Source organism: Brevundimonas sp. AVps4 (assembly GCF_058681525.1).
The window spans coordinates 2,810,826-2,827,906 of record NZ_CM178741.1 but is presented as its reverse complement, the minus strand read 5'-3'; the positions used below and the strand labels follow the sequence as shown (position 1 = coordinate 2,827,906).

Annotated in this window: 15 protein-coding genes and 1 tRNA gene; 9 read left to right on the top strand and 7 right to left on the bottom strand. The window is 67.9% G+C overall.

Annotated features, from left to right (window positions below):
- Nucleotides 1–32 precede the first annotated feature (32 nt).
- Nucleotides 33–293 (top strand): hypothetical protein, encoded by a 261-nt coding sequence (locus ACW178_RS14080; RefSeq protein ID WP_054766463.1) that lies wholly within the window; start codon nt 33–35, stop codon nt 291–293.
- Between the two features lie 67 nt (nt 294–360).
- On the opposite strand, the gene ACW178_RS14075 is transcribed toward ACW178_RS14080, so the two are convergent.
- The 4 genes from ACW178_RS14075 to ACW178_RS14060 all read right to left on the bottom strand — a co-directional run bounded on the left by ACW178_RS14075 (nt 361) and on the right by ACW178_RS14060 (nt 7,056).
- Entirely contained in the window at nt 361–888 is a 528-nt protein-coding gene (locus tag ACW178_RS14075) for a porin family protein (protein ID WP_054766462.1), read from the bottom strand.
- Between the two features lie 342 nt (nt 889–1,230).
- On the bottom strand, nt 1,231–3,909 hold the full coding sequence (gene ppdK, locus ACW178_RS14070; RefSeq protein ID WP_492024678.1) for a pyruvate, phosphate dikinase: 2,679 nt from the start codon (nt 3,907–3,909) through the stop codon (nt 1,231–1,233).
- Between the two features lie 183 nt (nt 3,910–4,092).
- A complete protein-coding gene (locus tag ACW178_RS14065; protein WP_492024677.1) occupies nt 4,093–5,535 on the bottom strand; it encodes a hypothetical protein in 1,443 nt (480 codons plus the stop codon).
- A gap of 18 nt (nt 5,536–5,553) precedes the next feature.
- Nucleotides 5,554–7,056 carry a tetratricopeptide repeat protein gene (locus ACW178_RS14060; protein WP_287106247.1) on the bottom strand — a complete coding sequence of 501 codons (1,503 nt, stop codon included), beginning with the start codon at nt 7,054–7,056 and terminating at the stop codon, nt 5,554–5,556.
- 248 nt (nt 7,057–7,304) lie between these two features.
- Here ACW178_RS14060 and ACW178_RS14055 point away from each other — a divergent pair, with 248 nt between their 5' ends.
- The 4 genes from ACW178_RS14055 (at nt 7,305) to ACW178_RS14040 (ending at nt 10,759) form a co-directional block, all read left to right on the top strand.
- Nucleotides 7,305–7,814: a GAF domain-containing protein gene (locus tag ACW178_RS14055; RefSeq protein ID WP_287106248.1), complete on the top strand. Its 510-nt coding sequence runs from the start codon at nt 7,305–7,307 to the stop codon at nt 7,812–7,814.
- A 37-nt stretch (nt 7,815–7,851) separates the two neighbouring features.
- The gene (locus ACW178_RS14050) at nt 7,852–8,526 is read left to right on the top strand and encodes an SDR family NAD(P)-dependent oxidoreductase (RefSeq protein WP_287106249.1); all 675 of its coding nucleotides are present in this window, start codon (nt 7,852–7,854) and stop codon (nt 8,524–8,526) included.
- Nucleotides 8,526–9,371, top strand: coding sequence for an HpcH/HpaI aldolase/citrate lyase family protein (locus ACW178_RS14045; RefSeq protein ID WP_492024676.1), 846 nt, complete (start codon nt 8,526–8,528; stop codon nt 9,369–9,371). The genes ACW178_RS14050 and ACW178_RS14045 overlap by 1 nt, the downstream gene beginning before the upstream one ends.
- 68 nt (nt 9,372–9,439) lie before the next feature.
- Nucleotides 9,440–10,759 carry an Hsp70 family protein gene (locus ACW178_RS14040; protein ID WP_287106252.1) on the top strand — a complete coding sequence of 440 codons (1,320 nt, stop codon included), beginning with the start codon at nt 9,440–9,442 and terminating at the stop codon, nt 10,757–10,759.
- 12 nt (nt 10,760–10,771) lie between these two features.
- Here the strand turns inward: ACW178_RS14040 and ACW178_RS14035 are convergent, their stop codons facing one another.
- On the bottom strand, nt 10,772–11,278 hold the full coding sequence (locus ACW178_RS14035) for a MarR family winged helix-turn-helix transcriptional regulator (protein WP_287106253.1): 507 nt from the start codon (nt 11,276–11,278) through the stop codon (nt 10,772–10,774).
- Between the two features lie 106 nt (nt 11,279–11,384).
- On the opposite strand from ACW178_RS14035, the gene ACW178_RS14030 reads away from it, so the two are divergent.
- Nucleotides 11,385–12,878, top strand: coding sequence for a serine hydrolase (locus ACW178_RS14030; protein WP_287106254.1), 1,494 nt, complete (start codon nt 11,385–11,387; stop codon nt 12,876–12,878).
- Between the two features lie 280 nt (nt 12,879–13,158).
- Here ACW178_RS14030 and ACW178_RS14025 read toward each other — a convergent pair.
- Nucleotides 13,159–13,234 (bottom strand) — tRNA-Ile (locus ACW178_RS14025).
- Between the two features lie 223 nt (nt 13,235–13,457).
- Here ACW178_RS14025 and ACW178_RS14020 point away from each other — a divergent pair.
- Nucleotides 13,458–14,210 carry an SIMPL domain-containing protein gene (locus tag ACW178_RS14020; RefSeq protein ID WP_182713309.1) on the top strand — a complete coding sequence of 251 codons (753 nt, stop codon included), beginning with the start codon at nt 13,458–13,460 and terminating at the stop codon, nt 14,208–14,210.
- A 68-nt stretch (nt 14,211–14,278) separates the two neighbouring features.
- Here the strand turns inward: ACW178_RS14020 and panD are convergent, their stop codons facing one another.
- The gene (panD, locus tag ACW178_RS14015) at nt 14,279–14,635 is read right to left on the bottom strand and encodes an aspartate 1-decarboxylase (protein ID WP_191554391.1); all 357 of its coding nucleotides are present in this window, start codon (nt 14,633–14,635) and stop codon (nt 14,279–14,281) included.
- Between the two features lie 225 nt (nt 14,636–14,860).
- On the opposite strand from panD, the gene sppA reads away from it, so the two are divergent.
- Both sppA and ACW178_RS14005 read left to right on the top strand, forming a co-directional pair.
- Nucleotides 14,861–16,639, top strand: a complete 1,779-nt coding sequence (gene sppA, locus ACW178_RS14010; protein ID WP_492024675.1) for a signal peptide peptidase SppA — start codon at nt 14,861–14,863, stop codon at nt 16,637–16,639.
- A gap of 115 nt (nt 16,640–16,754) precedes the next feature.
- Entirely contained in the window at nt 16,755–17,078 is a 324-nt protein-coding gene (locus tag ACW178_RS14005) for a hypothetical protein (protein ID WP_054766448.1), read from the top strand.
- The last annotated feature ends 3 nt before the right edge of the window (nt 17,079–17,081 follow it).

Sequence of the window (17,081 nt, the reverse complement as noted above, 5' to 3'; positions counted from 1 at the left end):
CGTTCGATTGTCGAGAACAGGGGAGTTCCCAGATGGCTCAGACGACGCCGAAGACAGTGCTGGAAAGCCTGGCTCAGGATATCGCCGCCGTGCTGAAGAGCATGGGCGGCTCGGCTCATCAGAATTTGGTCGTTGACTGCGTTGCGGCCCTCAGGCGCCAGCGCGGCGAGGCGGTGGACGCCCAGGCCCTGCGTCAGAAGATCATCGAAGCCTTCGAACAGTACCGCGACTGGTTTGTGCGTCCGTTCGGCGAAGGCTCGCAGCGCTGGGCCTTGGCTGGCGACTTCGCCTGAAGTCCTGAAAGAAAAAAGGCGCGCCCCTTTCGGAGCGCGCCTTCTTCAATCCGCCTGATCGCCGGGATCAGAAGCGACGGATGTAGCTGAGCGAATAGGCGTCAGCCTCGCCTGCATCATCGCGGTAGTCGCGACGGGTCCAGTCGGCGCGCAGGCCGTTCACGCCGTCCAGATAGTAGTTGGCGCCGGCGCCGTAGTTCCAGCTGTCGCCGCCCACGTCGGTGTTGGCGCCGGGGAACTCCTGCTTCAGCTCGGTATGGCCGTAACCACCGCGCGCGAACAGCTCCAGCTTGTCCGAGACCGGCACCTTGCCGACCACATAGCCTGCGGCGTCCCACTCGTGCTTGGTCGTGCCGTCCACGCCGGCGACGGTGAAGTCGTCGTCCTTGACGCCGACCGAGGCCTCGGTCTCCAGAGCCAGGTAGCGGTTCAAATTGACGCCCAGGCGGCCGGTCACGGCGCCGGTGGTGGCGTTGTCGCCTTCAAGATGAGTATAGCCCAGCGATCCGTAACCACGCGGTTCAGGATTGGTTTGAGCAAAGGCCGGAGCGGCGATTGCGGAAACGGCGACAGCAGCGAGAAGAATGTTGCGCATTGTTTCTTATTAACTCCTAGATGTGATGACCGGTTGGATCATCAGCCCCATCCAGCGAGTGCTTAAATAGGTGAGGGCGTTCTCTGTTCCAGAGGCCGCCACAACGGTCCATCGTCTGTGGACGGCGAGACACACACTGCGTTCTGTCAAGGTCGGCGACTTTGTGGCGATGCAACAAAAAGGGCGGCCTCGTTAGAGACCGCCCTCTAATCTTTCACCCCGTCATCCTCGGGCTCGACCCGAGGACCAGACGTTGATCGGGCTGTGCGTCAAAGTCTTCGCACAAGCGGCGTCGCGTCCGATCCTCGGGTCAAGCCCGAGGATGACGGAGAATGTCTAACCTCAGCGGTCCTTCTCACGCTCCCCGCTCAGGGCCGCCTGGGCCGCCGCCAGGCGGGCGATCGGCACGCGGTAGGGCGAGCAGGAGACATAGTCCAGGCCGGCCTTTTCGCAGAAGGCGATCGACGACGGATCCCCGCCGTGCTCGCCGCAGATGCCCAGCTTGACCTCGGGGCGAACCGCACGGCCTCGTTCGGTGGCGATCTCGATCAGGCCGCCGACGCCGTCCTGGTCCAGACGCACGAAGGGGTCCGTCTCGAAGATGCCCTTGTCCAGATAGGCCTGCAGGAACCGCCCTGAATCGTCGCGGCTGATGCCGAAGGTGGTCTGGGTCAGGTCATTGGTGCCGAAGCTGAAGAACTGGGCGTGCTCGGCCAGATCGCCCGCGCGGATGGCGGCGCGGGGCAGTTCGATCATGGTGCCGACCAGATAGTCGACGCTGTCGCCGGCCTCGGCGAACACCGCCTTGGCCGTGCGGTCGGTCAGTTCGCGCAGATATTTCATCTCCAGACCCAGGGCGACCAGCGGGTGCATGATCTCCGGGATCGGCGCCTGGCCCGAGCTCTTCTTCACCTCCAGCGCCGCCTCCAGCACGGCCCGGACCTGCATCTCGTAGATCTCGGGATAGGCCACGCCCAGCCGGCAGCCGCGGTGGCCCAGCATGGGGTTGGTCTCGTGCAGCTCCTTGGCCCGGCGCTTCAGCTTCTCGGCGTCGATGCCCGAAGAGGCGGCCAGGGCGTCGATGTCCTCTTCCGTATGGGGAATGAACTCGTGCAGCGGCGGATCCAGCAGGCGAACGGTGACAGGCAAACCGGCCATGATCTCGAACAGTTCGACGAAGTCCGACTTCTGGAACGGGGCGATCTTGGCCAGGGCCGTGCGGCGCCCGGCCTCGTCGTCGGCCAGGATCATCTCGCGCACGGCGGCAATCCGGGTGTCGTCGAAGAACATATGCTCGGTCCGGCACAGGCCGATGCCCTCGGCGCCGAAGCCGCGCGCGGTCTTGGCGTCCAGCGGGGTCTCGGCGTTGGCGCGCACCTTCAGGCGGCGCACCTTGTCGGCCCAGCCCATCAGGGTCTGGAAGTCGCCGGTCAGTTCCGGCTCGATCATCGGCACGGCGCCGTCCAGCACCTCGCCCTTGGAGCCGTCGATGGTGATGATGTCGCCGGTCTTGAAGCTGCGGCCGCGGGCGGTGAAGACGCCCTTGGCCTCGTCGATATGGATCTCGCCGGCGCCCGAGACGCAGGCCCGGCCCATGCCGCGCGCCACCACGGCCGCGTGGCTGGTCATGCCGCCCCGCGCCGTGACGATGCCCCGCGCCGCATGCATGCCGTGGATGTCCTCAGGGCTGGTCTCCTCACGCACCAGGATGACGGCCTCGCCCAGCCCGGCCAGACGCTCGGCCTCGTCGGCGTCGAACACGATCTTGCCGGTCGCCGCGCCGGGCGAGGCGGGCAGGCCGGCGGCGATGACGGTGCGGGGCGCCTCCGGGTCCAGGGTCGGGTGCAGCAACTGATCGAGCGCCGAGGGCTCGACCCGGCTGACGGCTTCTTCCTGGCTGATCACGCCTTCCGCCGCCAGATCGACCGCCACCTTCAGCGCCGACTTGGCGGTGCGCTTGCCGTTGCGGGTCTGCAGCATCCAGAGCCGGCCCTGTTCGACCGTGAACTCGATGTCCTGCATGTCGCGATAGTGGCTCTCCAGCTTGCCGACCACCTCGACGAACTGGCCGAACACCTCGGGCATGGCCTCTTCCATCGAGGGGGCGGTCTCGCCCATCTCCTCGCGGCCGATCCTGGTCAGGGACTGGGGCGTGCGGATGCCCGCGACCACGTCTTCGCCCTGGGCGTTGATCAGGAACTCGCCGTACAGCCGCGCCTCGCCGGTCGAGGGGTTGCGGGTGAAGGCCACGCCGGTCGCCGAGGTCTCGCCCATATTGCCGAACACCATCGACTGGACATTGACGGCCGTGCCCCAGCTTTCCGGGATGTCGTGCATGCGGCGATAGAATTTGGCCCGGTCGTTCATCCAGCTTTCGAACACGGCGCCGACGGCGCCCCACAACTGGTCCTTCGGATCCTGCGGGAAGGGGTGGCCCAGTTCGCGCTCGACCACGGCCTTGTAGTCTTCGACGACCCGCTCCCAGTCCTCGGCCTTCAGATCGGTGTCGACGCTGACGCCCAGCCGGTCCTTGTGGGCGTCCAGCACCTCTTCGAAGTCGTCGTGGCTGAGGCCCAGGACCACGTTGGAATACATGGTGATGAAGCGGCGATAGGAGTCGAAGGCGAATCGCCGGTCGCCCGACAGCCTGGCCAGGCCCTCGACCGTCTGGTCGTTCAGGCCCAGGTTCAGCACCGTGTCCATCATGCCGGGCATCGAGGCCCGCGCGCCCGAACGCACCGAGACCAGCAGGGGATTGTCCACGTCGCCGAAGGTCTTGCCGACCACGCCCTCGACCTTGGCCAGGGCCATCTTCACCTGGTCTTCCAGATCGGCCGGATAGGTCTCGCCGTGGGCGTAATAGTAGGTGCAGACCTCGGTGGTGATGGTGAAGCCGGGCGGGACGGGCAGGCCCAGGGCGGACATTTCCGCCAGGTTCGCCCCCTTGCCGCCGAGAAGGTTCTTCATCGACGCGTCGCCGTCGGCGGAGCCTCCGCCGAAGCCGTACACCCACTGAGTCATCTTAAGCCCCTGAGCTTTGTCTTAAGGTTCGGCGGGTTGACCCGCTCGCACATGCGGCCTGCTCTAGCGCGGCGAAACCGGCTTGACCATGGCGTTTGTAACAAAGCGTGAGCCTGAAACCGGTTTCCGAACCTCGGTTTTTCGGATCACGCCGAACCGGCGGACTGCGCCGTACAGGGACGATTACCAGCCGCGCCCGCCGCGACTCCAACGATCATCGCCATAGTAGCGGTTGTCCGGCACATAGCGGCCGTCCCGATCATACCAGCCGTAGCCCTGCTGGTACCGATCATAGCCGTCCAGCGGATAGCCGTAGTCATAGTACTGACCGTCTTCGGCCTCCCACCAGTCGCGCGGATAGGGGCTGTATTGGCAGTCATAGCCGCGGTCGCCGCCGCCCCAGGAGGGGACGTAGCGGTCGCGGTAGCGGTTTTCGAAGCGGGGGCGGCACAGGTCGCGCGACCACACCCGATTGTCGCGGGCCTCGATGCTGGCGCGCGGCTCGCCGTAGATGGCGTCGCGAACGCCGGCGAAACTGTTGCCGGTGATCACCGCCCGGCCCGAGGCGGCGGCGACCCCGACCTGATCCACGCGGACGCGGTTCTGATTGAACAGCAGTTCGCCGTTGTAGAGGACGGCGCCCTTGTCGCCCTTGCAGATGCGGCTGTTGGAGACCGAGACCGAGGCGCCCTCGACGGCCACCCCTTCGACATAGCCGCAGATCTTGGCGTTGCTGACGGCCACCTGGCCGTAGTCGCGCGAGGCGCGGACGATCAGGCCGATGGCGCGGGGGCCGAAGTTGTTCGGCTGTTCCGAGCCGATCAGGGTGACCGAGGTCAGGCTGGACGGGCCGGTCGATCCCGGCGTCAGGTCCACGCCCGAGACGGCGCCGGTGATGGCGGTCTCGTACAGGGTGACGGCGGCGCCGTCGGCGACCACGGCGGCCGAGACGGTGCGGGCGTCGATCAGAACGTCGCGCAGGTCCAGAAGGCCGCCGTCGGCGTAGATCGCCGCCTCGTCCCCGGCGTGGCGGAAGCCGACGCGGCTCATGACGATTTCAGCGCCATAGCCGATGACGCAGGCGGCGTCGCCGGCGTGGGGCGAGGCGAAGACCAGGTCGCGGACCTCGACCCGGACGCCGGGGGCGGCGGTCAGGCAGGGCAGGCCGTCCGGCGCCTGGAGGGTGGGCGTGGCCGCATCCCAGCGGCGCGGATCGAAGCCGCTGTCGCCGATGATGGTCATCGGCTTGTCGATGTTCAGCCAGCCGACGCAGGCGCCGGCCCTGGCCCGGATGATCAGGGTTCCGCCCGGACGCACCCGCTGGACCGCGCTCTCGATCGCGCCCGAGCCGGGATTGCCGCCGCAATCGACCAGGACGACCTCGTCCTGATGCGGGGGGCGGGGCAGGGGGCGCCAGTCGGGGCCGCGATAATGACCGTAGTCGTAGCGGCGATGGGCGTGCGGGCGGCTGCGGGTCGGCGGATCGAGCAGGACGCCGAAATTGGGGCGGGTCTGGGCCTCGACCTTGGCGGCGACCTGGGCCTGAACCGGGTCGGGCAGGGCGGTGACGATGGACAGGGCCAAGGCCACGAGGAGCGAGACCTTCGCGAGCGAGCGGATGTTCATGCGACCAGACCCTCCCTTTTAGCGGCGCTGTTGTTGGGCGCGGGACACCTGGGACAACAGGGCCTGCAGGCGCGAGGCCGAGGGGCCGAAGCCCGACAGCGCGGATTCGATGCGGAAGGCGACGGCCTCGGCCTTGTCCTGATCCGCCACCCCGGCGACGCCGAGGGCGAAATAGGTGGACATGGCGAACTTGGCCTCGGGGCTGCCCTGGCGGGCCGCCTCCTCGAACCATTTGAACGACCGGGCGTAGTCGGCGGGTAGGCCGATCCCCTCGGCGTACATGACGGCCAGGACCAGCTGGGCCTCGGACGAGCCGTTGACGGCGGCCAGCTGGATGGCGCGGACCCGCTCCAGCGGCGACAGCCGGCTCTCGGTCGCATGGCCGAGCATGGCTTCAAAGGCCTCGATCTGTTGCCGGGACAGCTGTTCGGGCGCGGTGACGGCCTCGGGCGTCACGCCCAGATAGCGCAGGGCGCGGCCCACATGGACGAAGGGCAGTTCGCCCTGAAGCCGCGACAGGGCGTATTCATAGGCGTCGCCGCGCGGGCGGCTCTCGTCCGAGAAGGGGACGCCGGAGGCCGGGGCCTCCAGCGGATAGAATTCGAAGGGCGGGGTCCACTGACGCGCCTTGGCCTCGACGAAGCCTGCATATTGGGCGCGGCCGGGCGAGGAGCGCTCGAAGTCCTTCATCAGCACATAGGCGCCGACGTCGCCAGTCTGGACCGCCAGATAGTTATAGAGATAGGCGTCGACGTCGTTCCGCTGGAACAGATTGACCGCCGCCCAGTAGCCGCCGCGCGAACGGGGCTGGCCCAAGCTCTTGCCCTCGGGCTTGCGGCCGAGCGCCTCACGGGCCTCGCGATTGTCGGCAGGCTCGCCGAAGGGGCCGTAGAGACCGTCGTGGAGGCGGGCCAGGGTGCGATAGCCCTCGGCGTCCTGGGTGGAGAGGACGTAGATGACCCGGTCGCGCACCGCCTCCTGCTCCTCGCGGCTCATCCGCGACAGCTGGCGGTCCAGAACCTGATAGGCGCGGTGGCGTTCGAAGGCGCGGCAGTCGTCGTACTTCGACAGACGGCGCAGACCGCCGCCGAACAGGCCGCCGCCCTGGGGTTCGACCCCGTTGATCGGGGCGTAGCCCTCGTCATTGGCCAGGGCCATGGCGTACCAGACCGAGCTTTCGATCGGATCCTCGATATTCTTGTCGGTGGCGCGGACGGCGGCGTAGCGCGAGCCCAGCTCCAGCTGGGCGAAGACGTCGCCGCGGAAGGCGGCGCGGCGCAGGTGGCGCAGGCTCGCCTCCTGGGCGTTGAACTCGGACCCTGTGACCGAGGCCGGGCGGGGGCAGGACAGGGCGGCCTCGTTCTGGCCGCGCCGCCAGAAGCCGGGCGCGCCGTCGCCGCAGCTGGCCAGCAGCAGGACGGCGATCAGCAGGATCAGAACCGCCACGGCGCCGCCGGCCAGGGGCATACGATGCCGCTGGAGCTGGGACGGACCGTGACCGGCGTTGTCGTACTCGCCCATACCTTCCTGTCGCTCCCGCAATCCCACTGGCCGACGCGACGCAGGACGGCGCGCCGGCGCCGACGGGTCAGACCGCCCAACATGGTTAACAATGTTTTGCGACAAAGCGGCGCCACAGCAAGCGGCAAATTTCGACACGACGAACCTTGTTGTGCGATTTCCGGTATTTAACAAATTGAACCCTGTGGACGAAGGCTCGCTTCCGGGGATGGGGCCTCCTATATCGACTGCGAATCGAAGGAGCGCCCATGTCCTATGTCCCCCGCGACGACCGCCCCGCCGACAAGGCGAACCGCTATGCCGAGGTCGAGGCCGAGATCCTGGCGGTGCTGGACGGGGAGCCGAATCTGACCGCGCGAATGGCCACCGTGGCCTCGATGCTGGCCGACGCCTTCGACCATTATTTCTGGACGGGCTTTTATGTCGTGGCGCCGGCCAAGACGCCGGATGGGGCCGACGAACTGGTGGTCGGGCCGTATCAGGGGACGCTGGGCTGTCTGCGGATCGCCTTCGGGCGCGGGGTGTGCGGGACGGCGGCGGCGACGCGCCAGACCCAGCTGGTCGAGGACGTCCACGCCTTCCCCGGCCATATCGCCTGCGACAGCCGCTCGGCCAGCGAGATCGTGGTTCCGGTGTTTGACGCTCAGGGCGAACTGATCGCCGTGTTCGACGTGGACGCGACGACCCAGGCGGCCTTCGACGCCGTGGACCAGGCGGGGCTGGAGCGCCTGATGGCCAAGGTCTTCGCCGCAGGCTGAGCCGACAGACGAGAGGGGCAAAGGGATGGAGGACGAGATGAAACGGGTGATCGCGATCACGGGCGGGCACGGGGTGCTGGGCCGGGCCGTGCTGGAGGCTGCCCTGGCGGCGGGGCTGGCGGTCGCCGTCATCGACCACGCCGAAGGCCATCCGGTTCCCGCCGGAGTGCTGGAGGTCGGCGGCGTCGATCTGACCGACCCGGCCCAGGCCGAGGAGGCCGTGGCCTCTGTCATCAGCCGTTACGGGCGGCTGGACGTCCTGGCCAATATCGCCGGCGGCTTCGTCTGGCAGACGACGGACGATGCGCAGCCGGCCTGGGACCGGATGCAGGCCCTGAACCTGACCACCGCCCTGAACGCCAGTCGCGCGGCCCTGCCCTATCTGAAGGCGGCGTCGGAGGGGCGGATCGTCAATGTCGGCTCGGCTGCGGCGCTGAAGCCCGGCGCGGGCATGGGGGCTTACGGCGCCGCCAAGCTGGGTGTCCACGCCCTGACCCAGGCCCTGGCGGAGGAGCTGAAGACCACGTCCGTAACGGTCAATGCGGTGTTGCCGTCAATCATTGACACGCCCGCCAACCGCAAGGACATGCCCGACGCCGATCCGGCGACCTGGGTGGCGCCGGCCGATCTGGCGGCGGTGATCCTGTTCCTGGCCTCGCCTGAGAGCCGGGCCATGACCGGGGCGCTGGTTCCTGTGACCGGGCGGGTCTGATGCGGCGCGATCTGGTCCGCAGCGTCCTCTATCTGCCGGCCTCGAACGCCCGGGCGGTGGAGAAGGCGCGGACGCTGGACTGCGACGTGGCGATCCTGGACCTGGAGGACGCGGTGGCGCCCGAGGCCAAGATCGACGCGCGGGCGGCGGCGGTCGCGGCGGTGAAGACGGGGGGCTTCCGGCCCCGGTTGGGCGTGCGGATCAACGCCTTGGACACGGCGTGGGGCGAGGACGATCTGAGTGCCTTGGCGGATGCGGGCGCCGGTCTGATCGTCGCGCCCAAGGTCGAGACGGCCGAGACGGTTCACGCCCTGTCGGCCGGGGCGCCGGGCGTGGCCCTGTGGGCCATGATCGAGACGCCGCGCGGCCTGATCGCCCTGAGCGAGATTGCGGCGGCGGGCGGGGGGCTTCAGGGGTTGATGCTGGGGGTCAACGACCTGGCCAAGGCCCTGAGGACGGGCGCGTCGCCGGATCGCGAACCGTTCAAACCCTGGCTGGCGGCCCTGGTGGTCGCGGCGCGGGCGCACGGACTGCTGGCCATCGACGGGGTGTTCAACCGGATCGAGGACGTCGACGGCCTGGCGGCCGAGGCGGCGCAGGGCCGGCTGTACGGCTTTGACGGCAAGAGCCTGATCCACCCGTCCCAGATCGCCGCCGCCAACGCCGCCTTCGCCCCGTCCGAGGCTGAGGTCCAGGCGGCGCAGGCGGTGGTGGCGGCCTTCGCCGCGCCGGAAGCCGAGGGGCGAGGCGCGATCCGGGTGGGGGGCGCCATGGTCGAACGTCTGCACCTGGGCCAGGCCGAGGCCTTGCTGGCGCGACACGCCGAGGCGACGAACCGCCGGTAGAGCCCCGATCCGGCGTTTCCTAATCCGCCGGGACACTGTAGGAAGCCCGCCCTTCGAGGAGCCGGGTCATGACCACGCCGCAACCGATCACGATCGGCATAGACTTCGGCACGACCAATTCGGTCGTGGCCCTGGCCGATCCTGCGACCGGCGCCGAGCTGGTCCGTTTCACGGTGGACGGGTCGGGCGGCGTCTCCACCTTCCGCTCGGCCCTCAGCTTCCAGTTTCACCCGGCCGAAGACGGCGGTCGCCCCGAACGGGTGGTCGAGGCCGGGCCCTGGGCCATCGAGGCCTATGTGGACGATCCGGTGGACACGCGCTTCATTCAGTCGTTCAAGACCTTCGCCGCCAGCGCCGCCTTCACCGAGACCCGCATCCACGACCGGCGCTATACGTTCGAGGATCTGCTGTCCGCCTTCCTGCTGAAGGTGCGCCACCATGCGGGGGCCGCCATGGCCGATCTGCCGCCCCGCGTCATCGTCGGCCGCCCCGTGACCTTCGCCGGCAATCGGCCCGACGAGGCCCTGGCCCTGTCGCGCTACGAGACGGCGTTCAAGCGGCTAGGGTTCCAGGACGTCCGCTACGCCTATGAACCCGTCGGCGCCGCCTTCTATTTCGCCCGCACCCTGGAACGGGACGCCACCGTCCTGGTCGCCGACTTCGGCGGCGGCACCAGCGACTTCTCCATCGTCCGGTTCGAACGCACGCCCGAGGGGCTGAAATCCACGCCCCTGGCCCAATCCGGCGTCGGAGTGGCCGGCGACGCCTTCGACTATCGGATCATCGACCATCTGGTCTCGCCCGAACTGGGCAAGGGCAGTTTCTACACCAGCCTGGGCAAGACCCTGCCGGCGCCCCAGCGCTACTATTCCGCCTTCGCCCGCTGGGACCAGCTGGCCCTGCTGCGGGCGTCGCGCGACATGCGCGACATCCGCGCCCTGGCGACCACCTCGCTTGAGCCCGAGAAGATCGAGCGGCTGATCGAGGTGCTGGACGACAACCACGGCCACGCCCTGTACCGCGCCGTCTCCAGCCTGAAACAGGATCTGTCGCGGGACGAGACGGCCGATTTCCGCTTCGTCGCGGGCGGGGTGCGGATCGAGGCGACGGTCACGCGGGCCCAGTTCGACGCCTGGATCGCCCCCGAACTGGCCGAGATGGAGGCGGCGCTGGACCAAGCCATCGACCGCTCCGGCCTGGCCCCCTCCACCATCGACCGCGTCTTCCTGACCGGCGGCACCTCCTTGACCCCCGCCGTCCGCACCCTGTTCACCCGCCGCTTCGGCCCCGACCGGATCGAGACCGGCGGAGAGTTCGAATCCATCGCCGCCGGCCTGGCCCTGATCGGACTGGAGCCCGACGTCGAACGCTGGACCCAGGGCGGCTGATCCGCAGCAGCCTCAGTTTTCCGCCGCCGTCATCAGGCGGCGCAGCACCGTCTCCGCCTCCCGTCTCTGGGTCGGGTCCAGCGGGGCCAGCGCGCGTTCGGCCATGGCGAAACGCGGGTCTATGAAACCCTCGACCAGGGTCAGACCTTCCGGCGTCAGCTGCGCCAACAGGCGTCGGCGGTCTTCCTTCACACTGTGGCGCGACACCAGGCCTCGCGTCTCCAGACGCCGCAGGCAGGCCGTCAGGCCGCCCGAACTCAGCAGGACACGCTTAGCCAGATCCGTCGGCGACAGTTCGAAGGGCGCGCCGGCGCGGCGCAGGGTCGCCAGCACGTCATAGTCGGAATAGGACAGGCCGTGTTCGGCCAGCATCTGCGCCACGGCCTCTTCGTACCGTCGCCCCAGCCACAGGATGCGTCCCACGATGTTCAGGGCGTCGGCCTGGGTTTGGGGCCGCGCGTTTCGCCAGTCAGCCAGGACGGCGTCGATCACGTCCGGCGAGGAGGGGGTCTGGATCATGGGGGGAGGATAGGCGGTGAAAACCACACGCACAAACCTTTGTGTAAAATATCTTGACGTAAAATAATTTGATGCAAAGATATCTGGATGTGACGGAGGATTTGACGTGGCTTTGAACAAGACCTGGCGCGCGGCTGCCGCAGCTGCCTGCGCCCTGCTGAGCGGCGCGTGCGCGACCTCGATCCAGGCCGCCCAGCTCCAGTCAGCCCCGTCACCGTCCGCCGTCGCACCCGATCTGAGCGCGGCCTTCGACGCCTATATGAAGGCGGCGGTGCAGAACGCGGCCTTCAGCGGGACTGTCCTGGTCGCCGCGCACGGGAGGCCTGTCTTCCGGGGAAGCTATGGACTGGCGAACCGGGCCTTCGACGTCCCCAATGACACCGACACCGTCTATCAACTGGCCTCGGTCACCAAGCCCTTCACCGCCCTTCTGATCATGATGCTGCAGGAGGAGGGGCGGCTCAGCGTCGATGACCTGGCCTGCGACCACCTCGCCGACTGTCCCCCGGCTTGGCGGGCCGTCACCGTGCGGCAACTGCTGACCCACACCTCCGGAATCCCCAACTACACCAGCCTGCCGGACTGGGACGAAGCCCTGGACAGCCGAACCTACGGCCCCGGCGGCGTCGTGGCCCTGGTGCGGGATCGGCCGCTCGAATTCGCGCCGGGCCAGGGCTATCGGTACAGCAACACCGGCTACAACCTGTTGGGGACGATCATCGAACGGGTCGCCGGCAAACCCTATCCGGAGGTCCTTCGTGAGCGGATTCTGGCGCCGCTCCACATGGATCATACGGTCTTCAACGCTTCACGCCGGATCATCCCTCATCTGGCGACCGGCTACTATTCGATCGGCTCCACCTTCATCGAGGCGACGCCGCAGTCGATGACCGGCGTCTACGGCGAGGCGGGGCTCAGCAGCACCGTGGACGATCTGTCGACCTGGGCTCAGGCGGTCGGCGCCGGGCGGCTGGTCTCTCCCGCCTCCCTGGCCCAGATGACCGACGGGGCGCGCAACAACTACGGCTTCGGCTGGGAGATTCGCACCTGGCACGGTCGCCGTATGGTCGGCCATGCGGGCAGCGGGCCGGGGTTTTCCAACATGGTCGCCCGCTTCCCCGAAGACGACCTGACCATCGTGGTCCTCAGCAACAGCGACGAGGCCAGCGGCGGCGGGACCGCCCGGGCCCTCGCCGGCCTCTATTTCGGCGAGCCGACGTCCTTGCCGGATGTTCAGCCCAAGACGGCGATCCTGGATGCGGTGATGGCGGGAGGGGCCGAGGCCGGAATCCGCCAGTATCAGGCCATGAAGGCGGCCCAGCCATCGGCCGAAGCCTTCGCCACCGACGAGCTTCTGGTCGAGATCGGCTATGAGCTGTCCGGCCTGCCGGCCATGGATGAGGCGCGCCGCATCTTCGAGTTCACGCTCGAACAGTTTCCGCAATCGGCCTTCAGCCATGACGGCCTGGCCGACATTTCGGTGGCCGAGGGCGACTTTGCGGCGGCGATCGCCCATTTCGAAACGTCGCTGCGGCTTGATCCAGACAATGAGTACGCCCGCGAGGGGCTGAAGCGCCTTCGAGCTTCCACCATGCCTTGAAGGCAGGCTATCGATAAGAAAAATAGGCGAACAGCAGGGCCAGAACGCCCAAAATTATGGCGGTCCTCGTCCCAATACCCATCTTGGAAATGGCAAATCGGTGGGGCGGATTGGCCGATCCGTGGCGTCTTGCCAGTACGAAAAACCCTACGGCTATCGCGAAGAGCAGGGCAGAGGCGAGAACTTCCAACATCTTTTGCTCTTACCCAGAGGCCGGATGCGTGCTGCGGCGCGCAGATCAAGCATCCATTGAACCAAGTATAGGCGCTCGACAAACCGTTGGTAGGCCCGGAGGGACTCGAACCCCCAACCAGACCGTTATGAGCGGTCGGCTCTAACCATTGAGCTACAGGCCCCCAGGGACGCGGCCGAGAGGCGCGGCGCGGCGGGAGGAACGGCCTAGCAGGGGAGGGCGCGGCTTGCCAAGGGCCTGATCTTCGCCGCGTCCGTTTCGGCGAATTCATCAAGATGAACGGAAACCGACATCGACGACCGGACGTTCGTTCAGGCGTAAAAGGCCAAGGTTACGGCCATGGATCGACGACCCCGTCGGTCGGGATCTTCCACGGAGACATCTTCATGAAACGCGCCTTCCAATCCCTGATGCTGGGCGGGGCCCTGACGGCCGCTGCGGTGATGGGCGCCGTCGCGCCGGCTGCGGCCCAGACGGTCCAGCCGGGCGTCCAAATGATGCAGCCTCCGCCCTCCCTGAACCTGTCGGCCTATGGCGAGGTCAAGGCCGCGCCGGACATGGCGACCATCAGTTTCGGCGTCCAGACCGAGGCGGCGACGGCCCAGGAGGCGATGCGCGACAATGCGACCCGCATGACCCAGGTCATGGCCGCCCTGCGCCGCGCCGGGATCGCCGAGCGCGACGTCCAGACCTCGGGCCTGAACCTGTCGGCGCAATATGACTATCAGCAGAACGAACCGCCCAAGCTGCGCGGCTATCAGGCCGTGAATCGGGTGACGGTGACGATCAACGACCTGACCAAGGTCGGGACCACCGCCGACGCCGTGGTGGCCGCCGGGGTCAATCAGATCGACGGCATCAGCTTCGGCCTGAAGGATCCCTCGGCGGCCGAGGACCAGGCGCGCCGACAGGCCGTGCAGGCGCTTCAGGCCAAGGCTCAGCTGTACGCCCAGGCCCTGAACGTCCAGCTGGCGGGCATCCGCAACCTGAGCGAAGGCGGCGGCTATGCGCCCCAGCCGCCGCAGCCGATGTTCGCCGCCCGCGCCGTGGCGATGGAAAGCCGTGACAGCACGCCGGTGGCCGCCGGCGAACTGACGGTGCGGATCGACATCACCGGCGTCTACGACATCGCCCGCTGATCCTGGGCGCAGAATGAGAAAGGCCCGCCGTCGCCGGCGGGCCTTTTTGCATCGGCGTCGATCTCGGCTCAGGCCGCGCGCTTGATCTCGTTATCATCGTCCAGCAGCACGACATTGGGCGTCCACTGGCGGGCTTCTTCCTGGGGCAGTTGGCCGTAGGTGACCACGATCACCTTGTCGTTCTTCTGGACCAGGCGGGCGGCGGCGCCGTTGACGCCGATCACCTTGGAGCCGCGCGGGGCCTCGATGGCGTAGGTGGTGAAACGGGCGCCGTTGGTGATGTTCAGCACATCGACCTGTTCGTTCGGATAGATTCCGGCCGCATCCAGCAGGTCCATGTCGATGGCGATCGACCCCTCGTAATCGAGGTCGGCCTGGGTCACCGTGGCCCGGTGCAGCTTGGACTTCATCAGGGTGACCAGCATGGACGGCGGTCTCCGAAATAGGACACGGGGCGATAGGCCCCCGCTCGCAGGCGGCTCATATAGGCATTTCCGCATTCCGCATCAATCGCGGCGCCGCATTGCAACCGCGGCCGTGTGCGGCGCCGAACTGCGCCCGCACGTTGCACGACGTTCATTTGACGGTGACCGTTCCCGCTCTATGGTGCGGCTGAGCCATTCCGGCCTCTTGCGAGCGCGCCTTTTCCCATGAAGCAATTCTTTCTGACGGTTCTGGGTGTCTTCACCGGACTGATCCTGTTCGTCGTCGTGGTCCCGGTCGTTCTGCTGACGGTCGCCATCGCCGGCGCCTCCAAGCCGACGACGCCCGCGACCATGGTGCTGGAACTGGACCTGCGCGAGGGGATCAGCGACCAGCCCTCGACCAATCCGTTCGCGGCCTTCGGGGGATCGGGCCTGTCGGTGACCCAGGTGGTGGACGGTCTGGCCCAGGCCGAGAAGGACTCCGGCGTCAAGGCCGTGCTGGTCCGCCTGCCGGAAAGCGGCATGACCCCGGCCTCGGCGGATGAGCTGCGCCAGGCGATCCGCCGCTTCCGCGCCTCGGGCAAGCCGGTCATCGCTCACAGCCAGGGCTTCGCCCCTGCGGGCGCGGTGATGTCCACCTATATGGTCGGCGCCTCGGCGTCGGAACTGTGGATGCAGAACACCGCCGGATTCCAGGCCACCGGCTTCTCGGCCGACAGTCTGTTCCTGGGGCGCGCCTTCGACAAATACGGCGTCCGCGCCGATTTCGAGCAGCGCTACGAATACAAGAACGCCGTCAACGAATACACCCAGAGCGACTACACCCCCGCCCACCGCGAGGCGATGACGGCCTGGATGACCTCCATCTATGACAGCGCCCTGGCCAACGCCGCCCAGGACCGCAAGACGACCTCGGCCGCCCTGAAGACGGTGATCGAGGCCGGCCCCTATTCGGCGGAACAGGCCCTGGCTAACAAGCTGGTCGACAAGATCGGCCAGGTCGAGGAGGCCGAGGCCGAGATCAAGCGCCGCGCCGGCAAGGGCGCCGAGATCGTCGAATTCGGCAAATACGTCTCTGAAAAGGGCGAACGGACCGGATCAGGCCGCAACGCCATAGCCATCGTCGGCGGGGAAGGGGCGATCGTGACCGGCCGCAGCGACGGCGGCGGCTTCGGCGGCGGCTCCTCCATCCATTCTGACGATACGGCCGAAGCCATCTATGACGCCATCGAGGACAAGAGCGTGAAGGCCATCGTCTTCCGCGTCTCCTCGCCCGGCGGCTCGCCCGAGGCGTCGGAACAGATCCTGGCCGCCGTGCGCGCGGCCAAGGCCGCCGGCAAGCCGGTGGTGGTCTCCATGGGCGCCTACGCCGCCTCCGGCGGTTATTGGATCAGCTCTGAAGCCGACTGGATCGTGGCCCAGCCCTCGACCCTGACCGGCTCCATCGGCGTGTTCGGCGGCAAGTTCGTGATCGCCGACGCCCTGGGCCGGTTCGGCGTGGACATGCGCGAGCTGACGGTGGGCGGTTCCTACGCCGACGCCTTCTCCCCGACCCAGCCCTTCACCAACAGCCAGCGCGCGGCCTTTGCGGCCTCGATGGACCGAATCTACGACGACTTCATCACGCGCGTCGCCACCGGCCGCAAGCTGGAGCCTGCGCGGGTGCGCGAGATCGCCAGGGGCCGGGTCTGGACCGGCGCTCAGGCCCTGCCTCTGGGACTGGTCGATCAGCTGGGCGGGCTGAACGAGGCGGTGGCCAAGGCCAAGGGCCTGGCCAAGATTCCGGCCGGCGAGTCGGTCCGCTTCAAACATTTCCCCAAGCAGAAGTCGCCGTGGGAGGCCCTGTCGGAAATGTTCGGGGTCCAGAGCGAGGCGGCCCGGGCCCTGGTCATGCTGGGCGGGGTCATGGCCGACCCTCAGGCCCAGGCCGTCATGCGCCGCATCGAGGGCGAGCGGATGCGCAGCGAGGGCGCGGTCGTGCTGGCCGATCAGCCGGTCTTCTGAAGGAGGCGTGACGATCCATCGCACACAGGCGTGAGGGGGCGCTCCATTGACCGCACGTCTCAATGGACCGACATTGAGGCTTGGGCGTTCTGCGGAACGTCTGAAAGGATGATCCATGTTCCAGTCTGAACGTCTCGCCTCCCTGGGCGTCGCGGCCCGTCGCCGGCCCAACGGCCTGGTGGCCTCCATCCTGTGGGTCGCCGGCCTGATCGCCGCCGTCGCCGCCATGGCGGTGGGCGCTGTTCTGGCCGTCTTCACCGCCGCCGCGGTGGCCGTGATCGCCCTGTTCGCCGGCGTGCTGGTCTTTCTGGCCGGTCTGGCCATGCGGGCGCGCCGCAACCTGACCCCGCGCCGTCGCGCCGGAGACCCCGAGCTGATCGAGGCTCACAAGGTCAACGGCACCTGGGTCGCCTACGGCTGGGACCGCCACGGCCGCTGAATC

Excerpts from the sequence above, each read along its gene's own strand:
- ACW178_RS14045 (WP_492024676.1), top strand. The coding sequence starts at position 8,526 with ATGCGGCGCGATCTGGTCCGCAGCGTCCTCTATCTGCCGGCCTCGAAC.
- panD (WP_191554391.1), bottom strand. The coding sequence starts at position 14,635 with ATGCTGGTCACCCTGATGAAGTCCAAGCTGCACCGGGCCACGGTGACC.
- sppA (WP_492024675.1), top strand. The coding sequence starts at position 14,861 with ATGAAGCAATTCTTTCTGACGGTTCTGGGTGTCTTCACCGGACTGATC.
- ACW178_RS14075 (WP_054766462.1), bottom strand. The coding sequence starts at position 888 with ATGCGCAACATTCTTCTCGCTGCTGTCGCCGTTTCCGCAATCGCCGCT.
- ACW178_RS14050 (WP_287106249.1), top strand. The coding sequence starts at position 7,852 with ATGAAACGGGTGATCGCGATCACGGGCGGGCACGGGGTGCTGGGCCGG.
- ppdK (WP_492024678.1), bottom strand. The coding sequence starts at position 3,909 with ATGACTCAGTGGGTGTACGGCTTCGGCGGAGGCTCCGCCGACGGCGAC.
- ACW178_RS14005 (WP_054766448.1), top strand. The coding sequence starts at position 16,755 with ATGTTCCAGTCTGAACGTCTCGCCTCCCTGGGCGTCGCGGCCCGTCGC.
- ACW178_RS14020 (WP_182713309.1), top strand. The coding sequence starts at position 13,458 with ATGAAACGCGCCTTCCAATCCCTGATGCTGGGCGGGGCCCTGACGGCC.
- ACW178_RS14060 (WP_287106247.1), bottom strand. The coding sequence starts at position 7,056 with ATGGGCGAGTACGACAACGCCGGTCACGGTCCGTCCCAGCTCCAGCGG.
- ACW178_RS14035 (WP_287106253.1), bottom strand. The coding sequence starts at position 11,278 with ATGATCCAGACCCCCTCCTCGCCGGACGTGATCGACGCCGTCCTGGCT.
- ACW178_RS14080 (WP_054766463.1), top strand. The coding sequence starts at position 33 with ATGGCTCAGACGACGCCGAAGACAGTGCTGGAAAGCCTGGCTCAGGAT.
- ACW178_RS14040 (WP_287106252.1), top strand. The coding sequence starts at position 9,440 with ATGACCACGCCGCAACCGATCACGATCGGCATAGACTTCGGCACGACC.
- ACW178_RS14065 (WP_492024677.1), bottom strand. The coding sequence starts at position 5,535 with ATGAACATCCGCTCGCTCGCGAAGGTCTCGCTCCTCGTGGCCTTGGCC.
- ACW178_RS14055 (WP_287106248.1), top strand. The coding sequence starts at position 7,305 with ATGTCCTATGTCCCCCGCGACGACCGCCCCGCCGACAAGGCGAACCGC.